At 64.5% G+C, this 16,012-nt stretch carries 13 protein-coding genes; 4 read left to right on the top strand and 9 right to left on the bottom strand.

The genetic code is table 11. The features are described from left to right. Positions 1–81 precede the first annotated feature (81 nt). From B9A95_RS00920 to B9A95_RS00905, 4 genes are all read right to left on the bottom strand, one after another. A complete protein-coding gene (locus B9A95_RS00920; RefSeq protein WP_084045102.1) occupies positions 82–636 on the bottom strand; it encodes a 3'-5' exonuclease in 555 nt (184 codons plus the stop codon). After that, positions 633–1,661, bottom strand: a complete 1,029-nt coding sequence (locus B9A95_RS00915; protein WP_084045101.1) for an RNA ligase (ATP) — start codon at positions 1,659–1,661, stop codon at positions 633–635. Before B9A95_RS00915 ends, B9A95_RS00920 begins: the two co-directional genes overlap by 4 nt. 158 nt (positions 1,662–1,819) lie before the next feature. Further along, positions 1,820–4,081: a VWA-like domain-containing protein gene (locus tag B9A95_RS00910; protein WP_139806340.1), complete on the bottom strand. Its 2,262-nt coding sequence runs from the start codon at positions 4,079–4,081 to the stop codon at positions 1,820–1,822. Continuing rightward, complete coding sequence (locus tag B9A95_RS00905) at positions 4,060–5,208, bottom strand: ATP-binding protein (protein WP_084045099.1); 1,149 nt, start codon at positions 5,206–5,208, stop codon at positions 4,060–4,062. The genes B9A95_RS00910 and B9A95_RS00905 overlap by 22 nt, the downstream gene beginning before the upstream one ends. Positions 5,209–6,257: 1,049 nt before the next feature. Between B9A95_RS00905 and B9A95_RS00900 the strand changes: the two genes are divergently transcribed. Beyond that, complete coding sequence (locus B9A95_RS00900) at positions 6,258–6,929, top strand: phosphotransferase-like protein (protein ID WP_084045098.1); 672 nt, start codon at positions 6,258–6,260, stop codon at positions 6,927–6,929. A 351-nt stretch (positions 6,930–7,280) separates the two neighbouring features. Continuing rightward, the gene (locus B9A95_RS00895; RefSeq protein WP_139806339.1) at positions 7,281–7,667 is read left to right on the top strand and encodes a hypothetical protein; all 387 of its coding nucleotides are present in this window, start codon (positions 7,281–7,283) and stop codon (positions 7,665–7,667) included. Between the two features lie 457 nt (positions 7,668–8,124). Here the strand turns inward: B9A95_RS00895 and B9A95_RS00890 are convergent, their stop codons facing one another. Beyond that, positions 8,125–9,723: a tetratricopeptide repeat protein gene (locus B9A95_RS00890; protein ID WP_084045096.1), complete on the bottom strand. Its 1,599-nt coding sequence runs from the start codon at positions 9,721–9,723 to the stop codon at positions 8,125–8,127. Between the two features lie 90 nt (positions 9,724–9,813). Then, on the bottom strand, positions 9,814–9,945 hold the full coding sequence (locus tag B9A95_RS35995; protein WP_281255789.1) for a hypothetical protein: 132 nt from the start codon (positions 9,943–9,945) through the stop codon (positions 9,814–9,816). A 1,374-nt stretch (positions 9,946–11,319) separates the two neighbouring features. Between B9A95_RS35995 and B9A95_RS00880 the strand changes: the two genes are divergently transcribed. Both B9A95_RS00880 and B9A95_RS00875 read left to right on the top strand, forming a co-directional pair. Next, on the top strand, positions 11,320–12,087 hold the full coding sequence (locus tag B9A95_RS00880; RefSeq protein ID WP_084045094.1) for a ParA family protein: 768 nt from the start codon (positions 11,320–11,322) through the stop codon (positions 12,085–12,087). Positions 12,088–12,097: 10 nt separating this feature from the next. Then, positions 12,098–12,952: a ParB/RepB/Spo0J family partition protein gene (locus tag B9A95_RS00875; RefSeq protein ID WP_084045093.1), complete on the top strand. Its 855-nt coding sequence runs from the start codon at positions 12,098–12,100 to the stop codon at positions 12,950–12,952. Positions 12,953–13,222: 270 nt separating this feature from the next. Here the strand turns inward: B9A95_RS00875 and B9A95_RS00870 are convergent, their stop codons facing one another. The 3 genes from B9A95_RS00870 to B9A95_RS00860 form a co-directional block, all read right to left on the bottom strand. Continuing rightward, on the bottom strand, positions 13,223–14,074 hold the full coding sequence (locus B9A95_RS00870) for an IS3 family transposase (protein ID WP_084045092.1): 852 nt from the start codon (positions 14,072–14,074) through the stop codon (positions 13,223–13,225). After that, positions 14,071–14,370 carry a transposase gene (locus tag B9A95_RS00865; protein WP_084045091.1) on the bottom strand — a complete coding sequence of 100 codons (300 nt, stop codon included), beginning with the start codon at positions 14,368–14,370 and terminating at the stop codon, positions 14,071–14,073. The genes B9A95_RS00870 and B9A95_RS00865 overlap by 4 nt, the downstream gene beginning before the upstream one ends. Positions 14,371–15,071: 701 nt before the next feature. Then, on the bottom strand, positions 15,072–15,992 hold the full coding sequence (locus B9A95_RS00860; protein WP_084045090.1) for a DUF72 domain-containing protein: 921 nt from the start codon (positions 15,990–15,992) through the stop codon (positions 15,072–15,074). Positions 15,993–16,012 lie beyond the last annotated feature (20 nt).

The following is a 16,012-nucleotide window of genomic DNA, read 5'->3' as shown; positions in this document are numbered from 1 at the left end:
GCAAATACCGAAGAAACCCTTTGACATGCTGGATGCAGCGAGATTGGCGGGTTGACCATCACTGGGGCGACCGACCACCTTTCACCGGGCAGCCCCCATCTCCCAGTGGCCCTCCCGGAGCAGGCGGCTGATCAGGGCAGCGATGTTCCAGGCGTCGTCCGCGCCCCGGTGGTGGACGCCCTCCAGGGGGAGGCCAGCGTGTTGCAGCGCTGCAGCCATCCCAGGCCGCTTCAAATGGTACCCGGCAGCATACACCTGCTTGGCGTTCGTGTGCCTGGAGCTGAAGGGATACTGCACGCCGCTCCGGCACTGCCGCTCGAACTGCTTGCGGTCATAGTTGCCCCAGCTCGCCCAGGGCCGAGAGTCCGAATGAAAGTCCCGCCTTAGCACGTCACAGGCTTCACGGAGTGTCATCCCTGTGGCAACTTCTTCCGGCGTCAGGCCCGTAAGCTCGGTACAAAAGGTGCCCACTTCCGAATGCTCAGGCCGGACCAGGAGGCTACGCTTCTCCAGCCGCTCCAGCGTGGAGAGGTTGAGCACGCAGAGGCCGATTTCAATGATCTCGTTCGTCTGACCAGGCGGCGGCTCTCCCACCCAGCAGGTGGCTTCCACATCCACGATGTTGAGTAATGTCACGAAAACTCCTCTCCGGTTTCTTTTTTCGCGTACGCCTCCGAGATGAGCTTCAGGCTCAGGTCGCGTCCATCCGCTGTGAGCCGTGGCGTGACGGGCATAACGACCAGGCCCTCGCGGATATGCAGGCCCCGGCCCGAGACGGTTTCCATTCCACCGCGCAGGGAACGCAGCTTCGCCTCCTCGAACGGTCCTTCGTACAGCACCGGCACGCTGCGCTCCAGGACGGAAACCGGCCACTTAGCGCGGGGAAGCGGCTCACCGTCCACCAGCACCTTGAACACGAACACCGCCGGTTTCCGCTGGCCGTAGGAAAATCCCTTTTGCACCGGCACCACCTCACCGAAGACCTGTATCTCCCTTGCGGGAATGGCCGTGTCCACCCGTCCGAACAGCCCGCTGTTCCGGGCCGCCTGCCAGTACACGTTGCCCTCGTTCTCCTTCAGGGTCAGCCGATTGCGTGACAGTCCCTTGCTTGTCGCCCGCCATTCGCCTTCCACCGTCCGGTGATACACGCCCTGCGTCCCGTGCAGCTTCTCGGTGGCGATGACGGGTTCTCCGGCCCGGAACTCCACGGCGTAGATGCCGAACTGTTCCACGTCGTGGTGCCCGTAGTGGGCGAGGGCAGGCAGTGGAGCGACTTCGCCGGTCAGGTGGACGGGAATGGGCGGCTCCCAGAAGGTGATTCCCAACTGGGCGGAGAGGTCTTCGCCGAAGGGGGCCTCCTCCAGTCCCTCCAGCGGCAGGATCACACCCTGCGACAGTTCGCCGCGGAGCCGAACGGCGCCGACACGGTTCTTCTCCGGGCCGTGCAGGTAGGACGCGCCGGTTTCGGAGTTGACGTACCGCGCGGCCAGGTGCGGCGGCAGCAGGGCGCGCTCCGGCGCGACGACGATGGGGTCGCCGTCTTGATACTCACCCTTGCGTACGACGAGCTGGAAAGAGCCCACCTTGCACAGTTCCAGACGTTCGGCTCCAGTGTGTGGAAAAAGGCGGGCGCGGCCTTTGATGACTTGGGGAATGGCCATACTGCTTCTCCTGTCTGCGGCAAGCCTCAAACTTGCCGCAGAGCAAGGTAGGTTCCCGGGCAAGCTAGGCACATCCGTCAAGCGTCCAACCTGCCATAGGCGAAATGGTTCAGGAGCAGGGCGGCGACGTCGGAAGCGGCTCCCGCCGCCCCTCCCCCTCAGTCGCGCCGAATGGTGAACGTCGGAGCCTTCGTCCGAAAGGGCAGCCGGGCACCGGGAGGCATCAGCCAGGCGTGGGGGCGGGCTCCCAGTTCGGCGGGAGCCCAGAGCAGCCCGTCGGTCAGAATCAGCAGGGGCGTGCGGGGATCAACGGGTGGATGCGCGGGAGACGCCACGGTGGCCAGGCGTTCCAGCAGGTCCACACCGTCCTGGAGATCGGTTCCGCCTCCACCCGTCAGCGTCACCGCCTCCCGGAGTTGCCAGGGCCGCACCAGGCCGTGGTCGGTCGCCACGGTGTCGCAGGCGATCAGGCGCAGGTGGCCGATACCCAGCACGCCGCAGGTGTTCTCGATGGCTCCCAGCCCCTCGGCGAGCGTCGCGTCCTCCATGCTGGCCGAAGCGTCGATGAGCACGGCCAGCAACACACTGCTGCGGTCCTCGCCCTGAAAACTGGGCCGGGGCATCCGGGGGTCGCTGCTTTCCCGGCGGGCCAGCTTGTTCCAGCGGGGGCGACGTTGCGGCCGAGGATAGTGCGGCTGCGCCCATTCGAGCAGCGCTGGACGCCAGGGCACCGGCCTGGCCGAGACGGCACGCAGTTCCCGCATCAGGCCACCCCCAAGGTCCAGGCCCAACCCCCGCAGGTAGCGGGCTTCCTCCAGGCCCCGCGCAATCTGGTCGCGCACCGCCTCTTCCTCCGCGGGTGTCAGGCCGCGGGCCGCGTCTTCCCCGTCGCCGATCAGGTCCGGAAGGCCGCGACTCCTCGTCCCACTGAGGTTCCGCTCCCTCAGTTGACCACCTTCCAGACGGCGCAGCAATTCGGCATAGACGGCTTCGGCGCTACCCAACGTTTCCAGATCTGCGTCCCGCGTGGGAGCGGGATCAACGTCACGGCTGAGCGGCGGCATTTGCAGTTCGTCGAACCAGGCCTCGGCGATCATAACGCAGGCTGTGGACCACGGAAGCGCATTCCGCCCGGTGCCCCGCGCCGCGTGTCCGAGGGCCCGGTGAACGACCATCCGGGCGAGGATGCGCACCCGGTCCTGCCCATGCGCATCCTCCCCACCCAGGCGGCTGAGGTTGACGATCACCTGTTCGCCCCGCAAGGCCGCGGTGCGGATGTCCAGGCGGGCCGCCTCGCGGGGGTCGAGGACCAGCCTCATTCCAGCACGGACGTGCCGGAGTTCTGGAAGCAGTTGATCCACGGCGGCCCAGCTCGTCAACCACTGCGTCACCAGGCGGTAAACCTGCTCGCTGCCCGGCAGGTGCTCACCTCGCAGCACGCCTTCCACGAGGGCGGCGGTATGCGCGAGTTCCTTCCCGATGCCCTGGGTGCGGCGGTGGTCCACCACCTGCTCCTGCAGGGTCCGGGCCGCTTCCACACTCGCCTGACGCTGCGCTTCGTCATGCCGGTAGCGGGCCTGGGCCACCAGTCGTTCCGCCAGGGTGACCTGGCGCACGGTGGCGGCCCGCTGCAGACCCTGTTCCACCTCTGGCAGTTCCCAGGGGAAGGTCTCGGAGGACGCGGCGTGCAGGTGGTGCAGCAGACCAACAGGCTGACTTGGATCCGCCTTCTTGAAGTTGTGCCGCAGTCCGAACGCTGGATGCCAGGCCCAGGGCCAGAGCATGCTGCCCCAGGGCTCCACGTCGGTGGGCTGGTAGTCTCCGCGGCTGAGCGCGTTCAGGTTGTCCTGCAGGCGTGGACGGACGGGCGGGCGCTTGGGCAGATTCTCCGGCGGGGGATGCACAGCCTCCAGGGCACCGAGCAGCGCGGCGGAGTACCGGGGCAGGAGCTCTTGCAGGTCGCCCGTCTGGACCGCCGCGTTCAGGTTTGCGTGTCCACGTTCTCGCAGTGCCCCTGCCAGGAGAAGTGCGGCAGCGCGCAGCAGGGGTGTGCGGCTTCCCGTCAATGCCGCGGCCTGTCCGGTCAGGTGCCGTTGCCAGCTCTGGAGGGCCTCCGCGCTCAGGTGGGCCTGAGGCTGCGGCAGGAGGAAGTCCACCTCTCCCCTTCCCCAGACCGCCTGGGGCGTGCAGCGCCAGCCGCACGGCGAAACGAGGACCGGAGAGGCGGCAGGGAGGAAGGGCCGCACCGCTTCCTCTCCGCGCCGCGGGTTGCCGATGAGGCGGTCCGCTTCAGGCCAGTTCACGGTAACCCGGCGGGACGGACCCAGTTCCAGGGTGAGTTCCGCCTGTGGCGTGCCCTGGGTGCGTTGGCGCAGGGGTCGTGGCCGCCAGTACACCTTCAGTTCGCTCCTTTCAGGCAAGAGGTTTCCAGCCGGTCAAGGAACCAACCGGGCAGCAGACCACTCCCTTCGGCGGTCAGCAGCATCGCGCCAAAGGCTTCGGGGTCACGTTCCCGCACCAGGTTCAGCAGGTGTTCAGCCCGGCTGGCAAGCAGGCGGGTGTCCTGGCCCAGGTGCCCTTCGAGCGCCGGCAACTCGCCAACGAGTCGGGTGCGCAGCTGGGTCATCAGTTGCAGCAGCAAGAGTTTCTCCCCTGGCTGGAAGGGTAATTTCTGGTCACCGCGCAGGATGGCGTCGATGGAATACTGCCGGGAGCGGTTCTCCCACCACGTGGAGAGTTCCGTGGCGTCGCGTTCGGCCACGGCGCCCATGGCCACGTGCCGCAAGGTGGTGGCGGCGGGGCGAATCTGGCTGCCGTCCTCCAGCGCGTGCTGTTCGAGACGGGCAAAGCCCAGGCTGGGGGCCTGTAAAGCCAGGGCACAGGCGGTCCAGGCACGGGGCGAGCTGGCGATCTGGCCGTCACTGCCGGGCCTGCCGAGCAGCCGGCTGACGCCCTGTTCACGGATGAACTCGGCGACGAGGGGATGCAGACCCACACCACGCTGGCGCTGGCCCTCGAACCACGCGAGCCAGCTTCTCGGGTTGGGCAGCCGGAAATGGAAGTGCAGCATGCGGTTCATCAGGGGCGCGAGCAGCGGAACCGCACCGCTGTTGGTCTCGGTCGGGTTGCCCGCGCAGACGACGATGGAGCCTTTGGGCAACACGACGTTGCCCAGGCGGCGCTCGGCGACCAGGCTGAACAGGGCCTTTTGCATGCCGGGGTCACCGCCATTGAGTTCGTCGAGGAAGACGAGAGAAGGCCGTTGGGCTTCATCTGCACAGGGATGATGAATCAGTTCGTGCGGTGGGCAGCGGAGGGTGGTGTTCGTTTCGGGCATATGCCGGGGAACGAGCAGATCGGTGGCGTCCATCATGGGGGCCACAAAATCAACGAAGTGGTAACCCATTTCCTGAGCGAAGGCACGTACGGCGGTGGTCTTGCCTACACCGGGGGGGCCCCAGAGCATGAGGGTCTGCACGCTGCCCAGGTCCATCAGGAGGTCGCCGAGGTCCTCGTGCCCGACCGAGGGGAGTTGTTTGAGGTCCATCTTTTCTCCTGTCTGACACCAATGTCGCGTCCAGCCAGTGACGGCAGCATCCGCCGACTGGCCTGGCAGTGTGTGGCCTGGGTGGCTTAGTGAAGCTTCTCAGGAGACCAGGTGCCGCGAGTAACCGTGCAGTACACAGCGATACCTTCTGGCGGGGCGGCCACCATTGTCTTGCCGGCCTTCTGGGTCCACCACCGGGCAGCACAGGCCGGGCAACACCGCTGTTCTCGGACGATCTCCCGCCCCTGTCCACCGGGATCATCGCGGGGTTCGAGGTATTTCCTGGGGATCTTGCGTCCGTTCTTTCCCCTCCTCGGCAGGCCAGGTTGTGCGTCTTCACGTTTGGGGTAGGTGCGGGCACGCGTTTGGATGGGGAGCGTCACGCTGGGGGTACCCGCAGACTGGACCTGCGAGCAGCATTCACATCGGTACATCGTCGGCAGCCGGGGGTCCGGGCAGGGCTGCGTCCCGGGTGAGCAGGGAGAAAGGGCGATCTACCGGGTAGGAAGTTCTTCCCTCACCGATGTCGACGGGCTTTCCAAACTTCAGTTCACGTGTGTCGGCCTTGGTGTCAGGGTTCCCAACGGTCGTGCTCTACCGTGAGAAGGGCCGCGTCCCCGCGTGGGCAGAAGCATAGCAGTTCTGCGTCCCCTGCGCCTGTACAACCCAGCGCGTGCTTTGCATCCTGTGTTCTGCGTGGCGATGGCCGCTCAAACGTGAGGGGTGGCCACCTGATCTTCCCCCTCCCCTACTTCATCCGTGTCAGTTCGGCGTTCACCGCCTCCTCGAACAGGACTTGGCGGCGAAGCTGTTCCTCCGGCATCGCCTGTCTTTGAGCACAAGTCCGCAGGGTCTGAAGGGATAGCGCGTGCCGACCGAAGAGGTTAGCGGCCCTTGGACGTAGCTGGGCTGAAGCACAGCAGTGCAGACGTTGCCCGTCAATGCCGGTGACGGACGCAGGGACAAGCCTCCCGATGAGGCCGCAATTGAGCAGTGTGTCAGCGGTGGAAGACCGCGGGCAAGCCGTACCAGAATGCGTAAGATGGTGCATGACTCCAGCTGGTGCTTCCGTCACGCCCGAGGTCCCCTCCGGTCGCCTTATCGTGGTCAACGGAGGCTCCAGTACCGGGAAGTCCTCGCTCTGCACGGCCCTGCAGAACCTCCTCGAGGAGCCCTATCTTCAACTCGGCTATGACCGGGCCTGGATGAACATGCCGCTGCGCTACTTTCCGTTCCAATCAAACGAGCGGGAAGGGGTCTGGTACGACCTCGACCCGGACGACTCCTCACTCGCCACCGGCATTGGCATTGGTCCGGTGGGGCGCGGCGTGGTGAGCGGCCTGCACCACATGGTCGCGGCGCTGGTGGCGAGCGGGAGCAACGTCATTGTGGACGCGCTCTTTCTGGAGGGCGCGTGGTTCGAGGAAGCCATGCGGCTGTGGCGGCCCGCTTCTCCCCTGCTCGTCGCCCTGAAGCCACCGCTGGAGGTCAGTGAGCGCTGGGAAGCGGAACGCGCAGCGACGCAGGCGGGGCGGCCCAGGGGCCTGGCCCGCCTGAGCCGGAAGGAGATCGACGCACACGGCGGGTTCACTCTGGAACTCGATTCGTCTCTGGGCACGCCGGAAGACACCGCCCGGCTCGTGATCGCTGCGTTGAATGGAGACGGGCACCCTTCGGGCACGCTCGACCTCACTGAACCATTCGTTCAGGACGGAGGATGACCCTCAAGGAAGAAACGGGAGGTTCAACCTCTGGGTTGGTGTTCTCCACAGCGGAAGCGTGGGCCCGACGCCCTTCCCTCATCTGAGGCGACCCAGCCAGGGTTCCAGGCTTCCTCGAAAGACCTCCCAGGACTGAAGCGCTCCGGTGACCGCATGGCAGCGCCCATGGTCGCCGTTTCCCCCCGGCCCTAGCGGGCAGCCAGGCAGCCTGCCGTCGTCTCCGGGCCAGCGCGGTCAACCCACTGAGCTGGTGACCACGTTCCGGGATCTTGGCCTCGACTTCCCCTGTTCGGCGCGCCGGTTGAGGAAGCGGGCGGGTCCATCGGTGAAAGCACCCGCACATTGTGCCGCTTGCCGAAGGCGCACTGTTTCGAGCCTGGCGTTGGCAACGATATTGTTCTGGCCTGCCCACCGTGCGGCAAGCTCTATGCCCTGGACGCTGATGATCAGGAAGACGCGCCCTGCTCGACCTGTCACGCTGTGGTCCCTTTCCCAACAACGGAGGAGGACATTCGCGCCTGCGCCGACGACATCCGCGGCGGGAACGCCGCCTTTACGCAGGACACCGAGCTGGGGATGGTGCGCTGGGAAGATGCGCAACGGGGCGTGACCAACGGCATCCGAGGCGAAGCCCATCCCGACTTCACCTCCTCGGTCAATAAGGACAGTTGGTTCCTGGCGCATGTTCCCGCTCCGGACCTGCTTGAGCTTGTCCGTACGCCGAACTGCCCCAGCTGACGGGGCGAGCGCTGGCTGTTCTGCCACCACCAGCCCATGGTGTACCTGAGCCTGTGGTGGCAGGAAAACTTTCGCCGCGCTGCACCCGATGGTGACGGTCTGGCTCTACTCTTGCAGGCCGACGAGGATGCCGATGCGCACCTCCGGTCGGTAGCGGACAGTCCGCATGTCGGCATTCACGTCTTCCGATGTCAGGCCTGCGAGCAGCTTCGTGCGTATCATGACGCAGATTGAGAACGCCGCTCGCTACGCAGGCATGATGAAAAGCATTTCCGTTCTCCAGTTGTCGCAACGGTGAGCGGCTTTCGCCGTAGAGGGTGTGCCATTCGGAAGAGCCGCTCGGTCCGGGTGAGGTCCGTAGATGCCATACGGGCAGTGTGCGGTGAGTGTGCCACGCTGCTGTCCACCCTTTTTCAGACGTGTTCAAGGTGGAGAAAAGCTGAGAGGAAGCAGTCAATCAGAGCACCGAGGGCAGGGGGGCGTGGTGGAGGCGCCAGTCCTCCAGCCAGGGGTCAAGGCGGCCCTCGCAGAACGACTCCGCCTGTTCTGGACCGGGGGTATGCAGGACCCAGGTCAGATCGGTGGAGAGGCGCAGGAGTCCGTCGCCCGTCTGAACTGCACCTGGCCATCCCAGCGCGTCACGCAGGTCACCCACCACGCGGCTGAGCGCCTTGCGCCGGGCGTTCTCGTCCCGGCCCGGCAGGTCCAGGGCATCCTGAACCCGCTCCCGTCTGAGCGCTCCCCCTTCGAGCAGCAGCAGCACCAACAGCGCGGCTTCCGGACGCTGAGGCCGCAGGGGAAGCGCCTCACCGTGCATGCGAACCGTGACCGGGCCCTCAGCGTTCACCTCCGCCGTCCACGGGGCGGGAGACACGGGATGCATATCCACGAGTGCGAACAGGGCCGGGAAGAGCCGCGCGGTCTCCCCCACCCACTCGGAGCGCATGTTCCTCGCGGCCAGGAGGTCACGCGCGTCCTCCTCGTGGCCCTGCGTGCGCAGCAGTTCCGCACGCACGACGGCCACCAGGTGTTCGTCGTCCCGGGTCAGCCCTCCGGCACGGTTCAGGGCCGCCTGCGCGCCTTCGTGGTCTCCCAGCATCAGGCGGATGGCGGCCACGCTGGCGAACACCCGGTGGTCTCCCCCTTCCGGGCCGAGCTGACCGGCCTGTCCCGCCGCGTCATACAGGGTAGAGAGCGCCTCGTCACAGCGCCCCCACAGGGCGAGGGTCCTCGCTTCCCCCAGCAGCGCCGCCACCCGGTCTTCCACCGAAAGGGCAAGCCGGAGTGCCTCCCGGTAAGCGTGCTGTGCCCTTGGATACTCCCCGTACGCGCGGTACACGCTGCCAAGACCGCGCTGTACCGCCATGAGGTGCTGCCCGGTGCTCTCCTTGCCAGCCCATTTCTGTGCCTGTCCCAGCGCCCGTTCCGCACCGTGCAGGTCGCCAAGTCGTTGGCAGATGATGCCGAGGTTCGACCAGGAAAAGGCCTGTCCCCAGGGGTCACCCGCGAACTCAGCGGCCGCTTGCGCGAACTCTGGGCGAGCCGCGCGGTCATCTTCGAGCCAGGCGAGCGCCACCGCGTAGTCGAGGCGGGCGAGGGCCCGGTCTCGGCCCTGCGCGAGTTGCAGCGCGGCTTCATAGGCTTCCCGCCATCCGGGAGCGCCGGAGCGCACGAGGGCCTGCGCCCGGTAGCGCGCCGCGACCGCTGAATCAGGACCGCCAAGACCCACTTCGGCTTCTCGAAGAGCGTCCGCCCACCTGCCCTGCGTGCAGGCGAGAAACGCGGCAAAGGCGTTCAGGTCAGGCGCACCGAGGGCCAGGACATCGCGCATCAGGGCGAGGTCTCCCGACCGGTACGCGGCCCAGGCCAGGGTATGGGCCCAGCCGGGTTTCGCCCAGTGCTCGCGCGGGACCTCGCGCGCCACCTGACCGAACAACACCCCTTCCTCACGGGTCCGTACGCCTTGAGCGCCACGGAGCAGGTGCAGGCGGGCCGCTTCCCAAATGCCTGTGGCGAGCAGGGACTGGATGTGGGCGGCCAGATTCGGTCCTTTCACTGACTCGACCTGGTCGCGGCCTTCACGCCTCTCACCGCTCCATTTTAGGAGGGCGGCGGGCCGAGGTGTGCATGCCCGGGTGCCGCGCCGTTATCCTCCGACGGGCCACACGGGCTCTTCGAGGGGCCGAATGACGCCGGCGCCTTTGCCTCCACCTGCCGAGGCATACGGCGCAACGAGGACCAGGCCGACCAGAACCAGCTTCAAGAGGCGTTTTCGCATACAAAGCTCCCCGCCCAGGTGCAAGAATCTGCACTGGGACGCTCGAAACGCGGTCTCGCGTTCTGAGAAGGAGCATCCGGCGCACCTCCGACACTGGCTGTCGGCGCGCACGGACTGCGAAAGAGACACTGATTGACCGAAGGCAACGGGAGGTGCGCTTGCCACTGCCCTGAAGGACTGGTCAGGGTCAGCCCTCAGGCTTCAGCTGTCGGGATCACCCTTGGGTAGTCCCTCACGACTTGGTGTGCGGCGGAGGACTACAGCGTGATGCTGCTGTTCAGCGGTGATTCCGGCCGCGGACGCACGAGGAGTGCAGCCATACAGCGGAGAGCCTTAATGCCGATCTGTCCGCTGTATGGCCTTTCTCTGCAGGAGAAGGGCGGCAGTTTTCTCAACTCTTCTCGTGTAAACAGACAGGGCGGCTCGGTTGAGGCGGTAAAGGCACGAGGCCTTCGCCTGGTCCTGTAGGTCGAGGTGAAATTGTGGAACGGCAGAGCTGCTTCACGGGGCCGTCCCCAGCGGAATTCAGTTGGGGGTGCTGATCAGTGAGAGACAGTCAGTCTTATGCATCCACCCCATCAATAGACCTTGCCTGGTAGAGACAACGCCCTCCTGTTAACCTCCAGGTTTTCATTACCTCCACGCACGAACATGTTCATTGCTGAACAGTCATGACCAGAAGACCAAAGGCAGGGCCTGATCTCTGCCGTGAAAGCGTGCGGACCAGGCAAGAGGGGGAGAGCACCCTGATGCGAGATGCACCCGGCAGATACCCCGCAAAGTTTCAGGAGATTCCCTCCCCGATGCACATTTACAGGATGACCTGGACCGGTCCGAGCATCTGGATCCCTTCAGGTGGACCGATCACCGCGGTGGGAGACACCTGAATCGCTCTGAAGAGGATGTCCAAGCAGCGACCAAAGTGGCTCGGTCGTTACAGCCGGTGACCAGTACCCCTCTCGCGTTTGTCCAAGTTCAATGCCATAGAAGGCAGCACTCCTGAAAGTGTCGACCCCGTGAATTGACGGAAGCTTCCACCCTTTAAGCCATGTCGAAAGCTCCGGCAAACTTAGGCATCTCATTGCCGAACAAAAATTCGCTGGCATCCGAGCTGCCGCCACAGGAGGTGTGGCCTTCGCGGAGCTGCACGGGCTCAGTCTGACTCTTGCCTGGTCCGCCCCACATCAGAGGGAACCGGTGCAGGCCCGGCCCCCGCAGTGAGGTGGCCTCGGCGTCCCACACTGCGCTCCTGGTGAGCTTTACGCCTGTCCTTTTGCGTCCACAGAGCCGAGGAGCTACCCCTCAGGACTCCAGATCAGCAGTGGTGCGCCCGGTTGGGCATAACGTTATGCCCAACCGATACACTGGGGCAAAATGCACGTCCTGACCTTCTTCAATCATGCCGGTGGAGCCTCCAAGACGAGCTCCACACGCGACCTGGGATACAGCCTTGCTCAGCGGGGCTACCGCGTCCGCCTCATCGACTGTGATCCACAGGGAAATTTGAGTACGTGGATGGGTATTCCGGATGCCCCGATGAACCGCACCATCCACCTGACAGCGATGAACGACGCGCCTCTTCCAGAACCCTTCGAGGTGCATGGCCTGCACCTCACGCCCGCAGCGCTGCCCCTCGCCATGGTCGAGGCGCAACTCCCCGGCGTCATCGGGGGCGTGACCCATCTGCGGAATGCGGTACGTCACCTCGAGGGCCAGTACGACTTTGTCCTTCTCGACAGTCCACCGAGTCTCGGCCAGCTCAGCGCCCTGGCGGCGATAGCGGCGGACGGACTCGTCGTACCAGTACCCACCAACAGCAAGGGCGTTCAAGGACTCACCGCCGTCCATGAGATGATTGCCACCTACCGCAAGCTGAATACAGGGTTGCACATCGCCTTCTACCTGCCCACCCAGTTCCACCCAGGCACCGTGCATGCGCGCGAGTCCCTTGAAGCCCTCCGCGCCCACGTCTCTCCTCTCGGAGATCCCATCACGTACCGGCCCGCCGTCTACCCGGACGCCGCCTTGTCGGCCATGCCTGTTCTCAAATATGCGCCAGGCTCTCCTGCCTCGCAGGAGATCGAGCGCGCGACGGATCAACTCCTGTCGGCGCTGAATTTGGAGGTGGGGCGTGGCACCTAAGCGGCCTGATGTGCGTACCGCGCTCGGAACCATGCTGGGCAACCTCTCCACGACCGCACAGGAGGCGCCGGACGTTCGGTTCATCTCCCCCCGCGAGTTGCGACCTCTGCCCGACCAGCCACGACGTTCGTTCAACCCTGAGGCCATGGAGGAGCTGGTCCGCAGTGTTCGCGACCAGGGCATCTTGACTCCACTCCTGGTGCGGCCAGCGGGAGGCAGTTTTGAGATTGTGGCGGGAGAGCGCCGCTGGCGCGCTGCCACGGCTGCTGGTCTCGATCAGGTTCCTGTTGTGGTGCGTGACCTCACGGAGGCTGAAGCCCGGAGGGTTGCCCTCGTCGAAAATGTGCAGCGCGAGGACCTGAACCCCGTTGACCGGGTGGATGCCACCGCGCATCTGGTCGCCGAGGTGCTGGGCCTCAGCATGGACGTCCTGCCCGCTCGCTTGAGCGCCCTTCGGCGACAGCCCGAGGCCGCGGAGGTCCAGAAACTCGAACAGCTGTTCGCGGGTCTGGGAGGGTCGTGGACCTCCTTCTACTCCAACCTCCTGCCTGTTCTGCGTTACCCTCCGGACGTCCTTGAGGCCATCCGAGGCGGGTTGGAGTACACCAAGGGAGCCCTGATTGCCCGGGAGGCGCAGGTTGAGCGGCGCACACACCTGCTGGAACTGGCCAGAAAAGGCGCGAGCCTGTCCGAACTGCGGGCCGCGCGCACCAAGTCCCCGGACCATGATGGGGGAGAGGACCGGAACCGCCGCATCATCCGGGCGCTGAGCAGTAAGAAGGTCCTCTCGAGCATTTCGGAAGCGAAGCGAAAGCGGGCTGAACGTCTTCTCGCGGAGTTGGACGAACTGCTCAGCTCATCTTGAAGAAACCGGAGCTCCTCGGAGAACCGCAGCAGAGACTCGTGAACCCCAGGGTTCACTCGACCATTCCTGCTCGGATCAGAAGCGCGCAGAAGCTCCGCCTGTCGGACATTCCCGGTAGGACGTACACGTTCACCAGCCGTAGAACGATGTGGTTATCGAGTCTTCAGGGATGACTTCGCCCTGACAACCCGTGCAGCGGACCCCTGCTGGATCCAGGGCATCTATGGTGACATGCTGGAGTGAACCCAATGGAGCGGACCGCAGGGCAAGTCACATCTGGGTAGCAGTGTAGCGGGCAGCGAACTCGGCAGGTGGGACGTATCCCAGGCTGGAGTGCAGTCGGCGGCGATTGTACAGGTCCGCAATAAAGAACTCGATGTGTCGTCGAGCGTCGTCCAGATCGACGTATTCTTGCAGATCGACCTCCTCAGTCTTCAGGGTCTTGTAGAAGCTCTCCATTTTGGCGTTGTCATAGGGATTGCCTGTCCTGGACATGCTTGGCGTGATTCCTGCGGACCGCAAGCGGTCCACGTACACTCGGCTCGCGTATTGCATGCCCTGGTCCGAGTGGTGCAGCAGACCGGGAGCAGGACAACGCGCCGAAAGCGCGTTGTCCTGGGCTGCCAACGGCAAATCCGCGTCCATGAACTTTGACATGGACCAGCCCACGACCTCACGGGTAAAACCGTCCAGCACGCAGGCCAGGTACACAAAGCCTTGCCGGACTCGCACGTAGGTCAGGTCTGCCTGCCAGACCTGATTGGGCCGTACCGGAACGGCGTCACGCAGCAGGTTGGGAAAGCGCTTCTCGCTGTGGTTGGAATCCGTCGTCGCCCGGTGGCGGCGCTTGGGACGGCACAACAACCGTCGTTCCCGCATGACACGCAACACGCGCTTGTGATTGACCGGGCGGCCCCGTCGGGCCAACTCGCGGGTGACACGCCGATATCCGTACCCGTTGAACTCCATCACCACGGCCTCAATGTCCTGGGACAACGCCTGATCGGTGTCCACCTCCTCCCGGCCCTGCTGTTCGTAGAACCACGAGCGATTGACGCCGTGCAGCTCGCACAGACGACGTACCGACACCTGGGGATACGCGAGTCGCGCATCCTCGATCATTTGATGCCGTTTTTCGAGCGGTACGTCGCCAACGACTTTTTTAGAATCGTGTTCTCCAGCGACAACTGTCCGCAAAATCGTTCCAACTCGGCGATTCGTTGTTCCAACGACTGGTCGGGTTTGGCCTGGTCGGTGAACGCTGCTTCACCTCGCGCCTCGACCTCTTTCCGCCAACGGTGAATCAAGCTGGGCGACAGGGCATGTTCTCGGCAGAGCTGGGCGGTCGTCTTGTGAGCCCCATTGATCTGGTTCACGATGTCAAGCTTGAATTCACGGCTGTGGGTGCGTCCGGGCATCTTGGCTCCTTCGGTGCTGTCAGCCTACGGGCTGACGGGGACGAAGTGCTTGGCCTCTTGGTCCGGTCCTAAGGGGTCAGTCCATGCCTCTCCCGCGACCAACGTAGGCATATGGCTGGCAACCGCGACGAACATCCACCGGTTAAGCAAATTTCGCCACGCCCTTCTCCGTGATTCCGCAAAGTGTCACCGACACCAGGAACCCCCTCCTTGAGCACGGCGGTAGGTGGAGTGGTCCTTGGTGGGCTGTGGTGCATTCGGCATTCAGGTGAGATGCCGCATATGTTGGGACGGGCCAGAAGCACGCAAAACCGCTTTTCTAGACCCGGGAACGTCGGCCAGGTATCTTCAGGCCATTCACTGTGAGATGCAACGGGCGCTTTGATCGTCGAAGATCTGAAGATTAGGGGAAGAAGGCAGCAACTTAACGACCCTGAGGAGAGGAGCTCGCCTTGTTACTGTGCTAGACGAACTCTCCCTCTTCTCTGGGGCCCGGAACTGCATCTGGAGCAGTTGTTGGTGCAGCGCCTGGCAATTTCTCGAGTATGGCTTGTTACTGAAGCACCGGTCTTCAACTCAAAGTGAAGTGGGCTGTCGCAATGTTGTGTGTTGGGCCGCGGTGAAAATTGGCAGAGCAGTGTGTCCTGAGCTTTGCAAGCGTCAAGGGAGCCGACTCGGGGCATTGGACATCGCTGAGACAGTTATTCGTGCTGATGTGGAGAACCTTGCGGCATTGCCCGTATGAGCGTGTTCAGAAACAGGGCGTCAAACGGCGCATGAGCGCCAATATCATTGTCGAAGTACACGTAGACGTCCCGTGGCCGTTCGGGGACCAGTTCGGTCGTCAAGCGGACTGCATCTTCCAGTTGACGGCCCCGCAACCAGGCTTGAATCCGCTGGGCCCACCGTTCAAGCTCGGACGGCTCGTACTTGCTGCGGTACAACTCCCGGGAGCCGTGGAGGCGAACGTAGATGAACTCTGCTGTGATCTCCTCGACCAGCGGGAACACGCCCGCAGCGTCCGCCACCACCAGGGCGACCCCATAACGGCGGAGAAGCGGAGCCAGGTCGGGCGTGAGGAAACTGGCGTGCCGCACTTCCAGGGCGTAGCGCAGGGGAACGTCTCGCTCCACCTCTGTCCAGGCGCGGCCGTCCAGGTGCGCGTCATGTTCTTCCGCCAGCTGGGCGGCCGCGCCTGTGGAAGAGGGCAGGAGGGCCAGGAACTCTTCCAGCAACTCCGGGTCAAAGCGCAGACGCTCCGGCAACTGCCACAGGATGGGACCCAGGTGCTCCTCCAAACGCAGGAGGCCTGACGCAAAGAAATTGGCCAGCGGCGCCCGCACGTTCCGTAGCTTCTTCATGTGGGTGACGAACCGCCCTCCCTTGACTGCAAAGAGAAAGCCTGGCGGAACCTGCGCCGCCCAACGGGCGTAGGTCTCTGGCGTCTGGAGCGAATAGAACGAGCCGTTGAGCTCTACCGTTTCGAATTGTCCTGCCAGGTATTCAAGTTCCCGACGCTGCACCAGACCGTCTGGATAGAACACACCTCGCCAATGACGGTAGGTCCAACCTGATGTGCCGACGATAACCCGGCCGGCAGGGGAGATGTCTGATGGGTTCATGGACAGCCAACCTCCCAGGG

It is taken from the genome of Deinococcus hopiensis KR-140 (assembly GCF_900176165.1).
GTDB lineage: Bacteria > Deinococcota > Deinococci > Deinococcales > Deinococcaceae > Deinococcus > Deinococcus hopiensis.
This window is presented reverse-complemented; position numbering and strand designations above follow the sequence as displayed.

Coding starts and splice junctions, on each gene's coding strand:
- B9A95_RS00915 (WP_084045101.1), bottom strand. CDS start 1,661: ATGGCCATTCCCCAAGTCATCAAAGGCCGCGCCCGCCTTTTTCCACAC.
- B9A95_RS00905 (WP_084045099.1), bottom strand. CDS start 5,208: ATGGACCTCAAACAACTCCCCTCGGTCGGGCACGAGGACCTCGGCGAC.
- B9A95_RS00900 (WP_084045098.1), top strand. CDS start 6,258: ATGACTCCAGCTGGTGCTTCCGTCACGCCCGAGGTCCCCTCCGGTCGC.
- B9A95_RS35995 (WP_281255789.1), bottom strand. CDS start 9,945: ATGCGAAAACGCCTCTTGAAGCTGGTTCTGGTCGGCCTGGTCCTCGTT.
- B9A95_RS00880 (WP_084045094.1), top strand. CDS start 11,320: ATGCACGTCCTGACCTTCTTCAATCATGCCGGTGGAGCCTCCAAGACG.
- B9A95_RS00870 (WP_084045092.1), bottom strand. CDS start 14,074: ATGATCGAGGATGCGCGACTCGCGTATCCCCAGGTGTCGGTACGTCGT.
- B9A95_RS00865 (WP_084045091.1), bottom strand. CDS start 14,370: ATGCCCGGACGCACCCACAGCCGTGAATTCAAGCTTGACATCGTGAAC.
- B9A95_RS00860 (WP_084045090.1), bottom strand. CDS start 15,992: ATGAACCCATCAGACATCTCCCCTGCCGGCCGGGTTATCGTCGGCACA.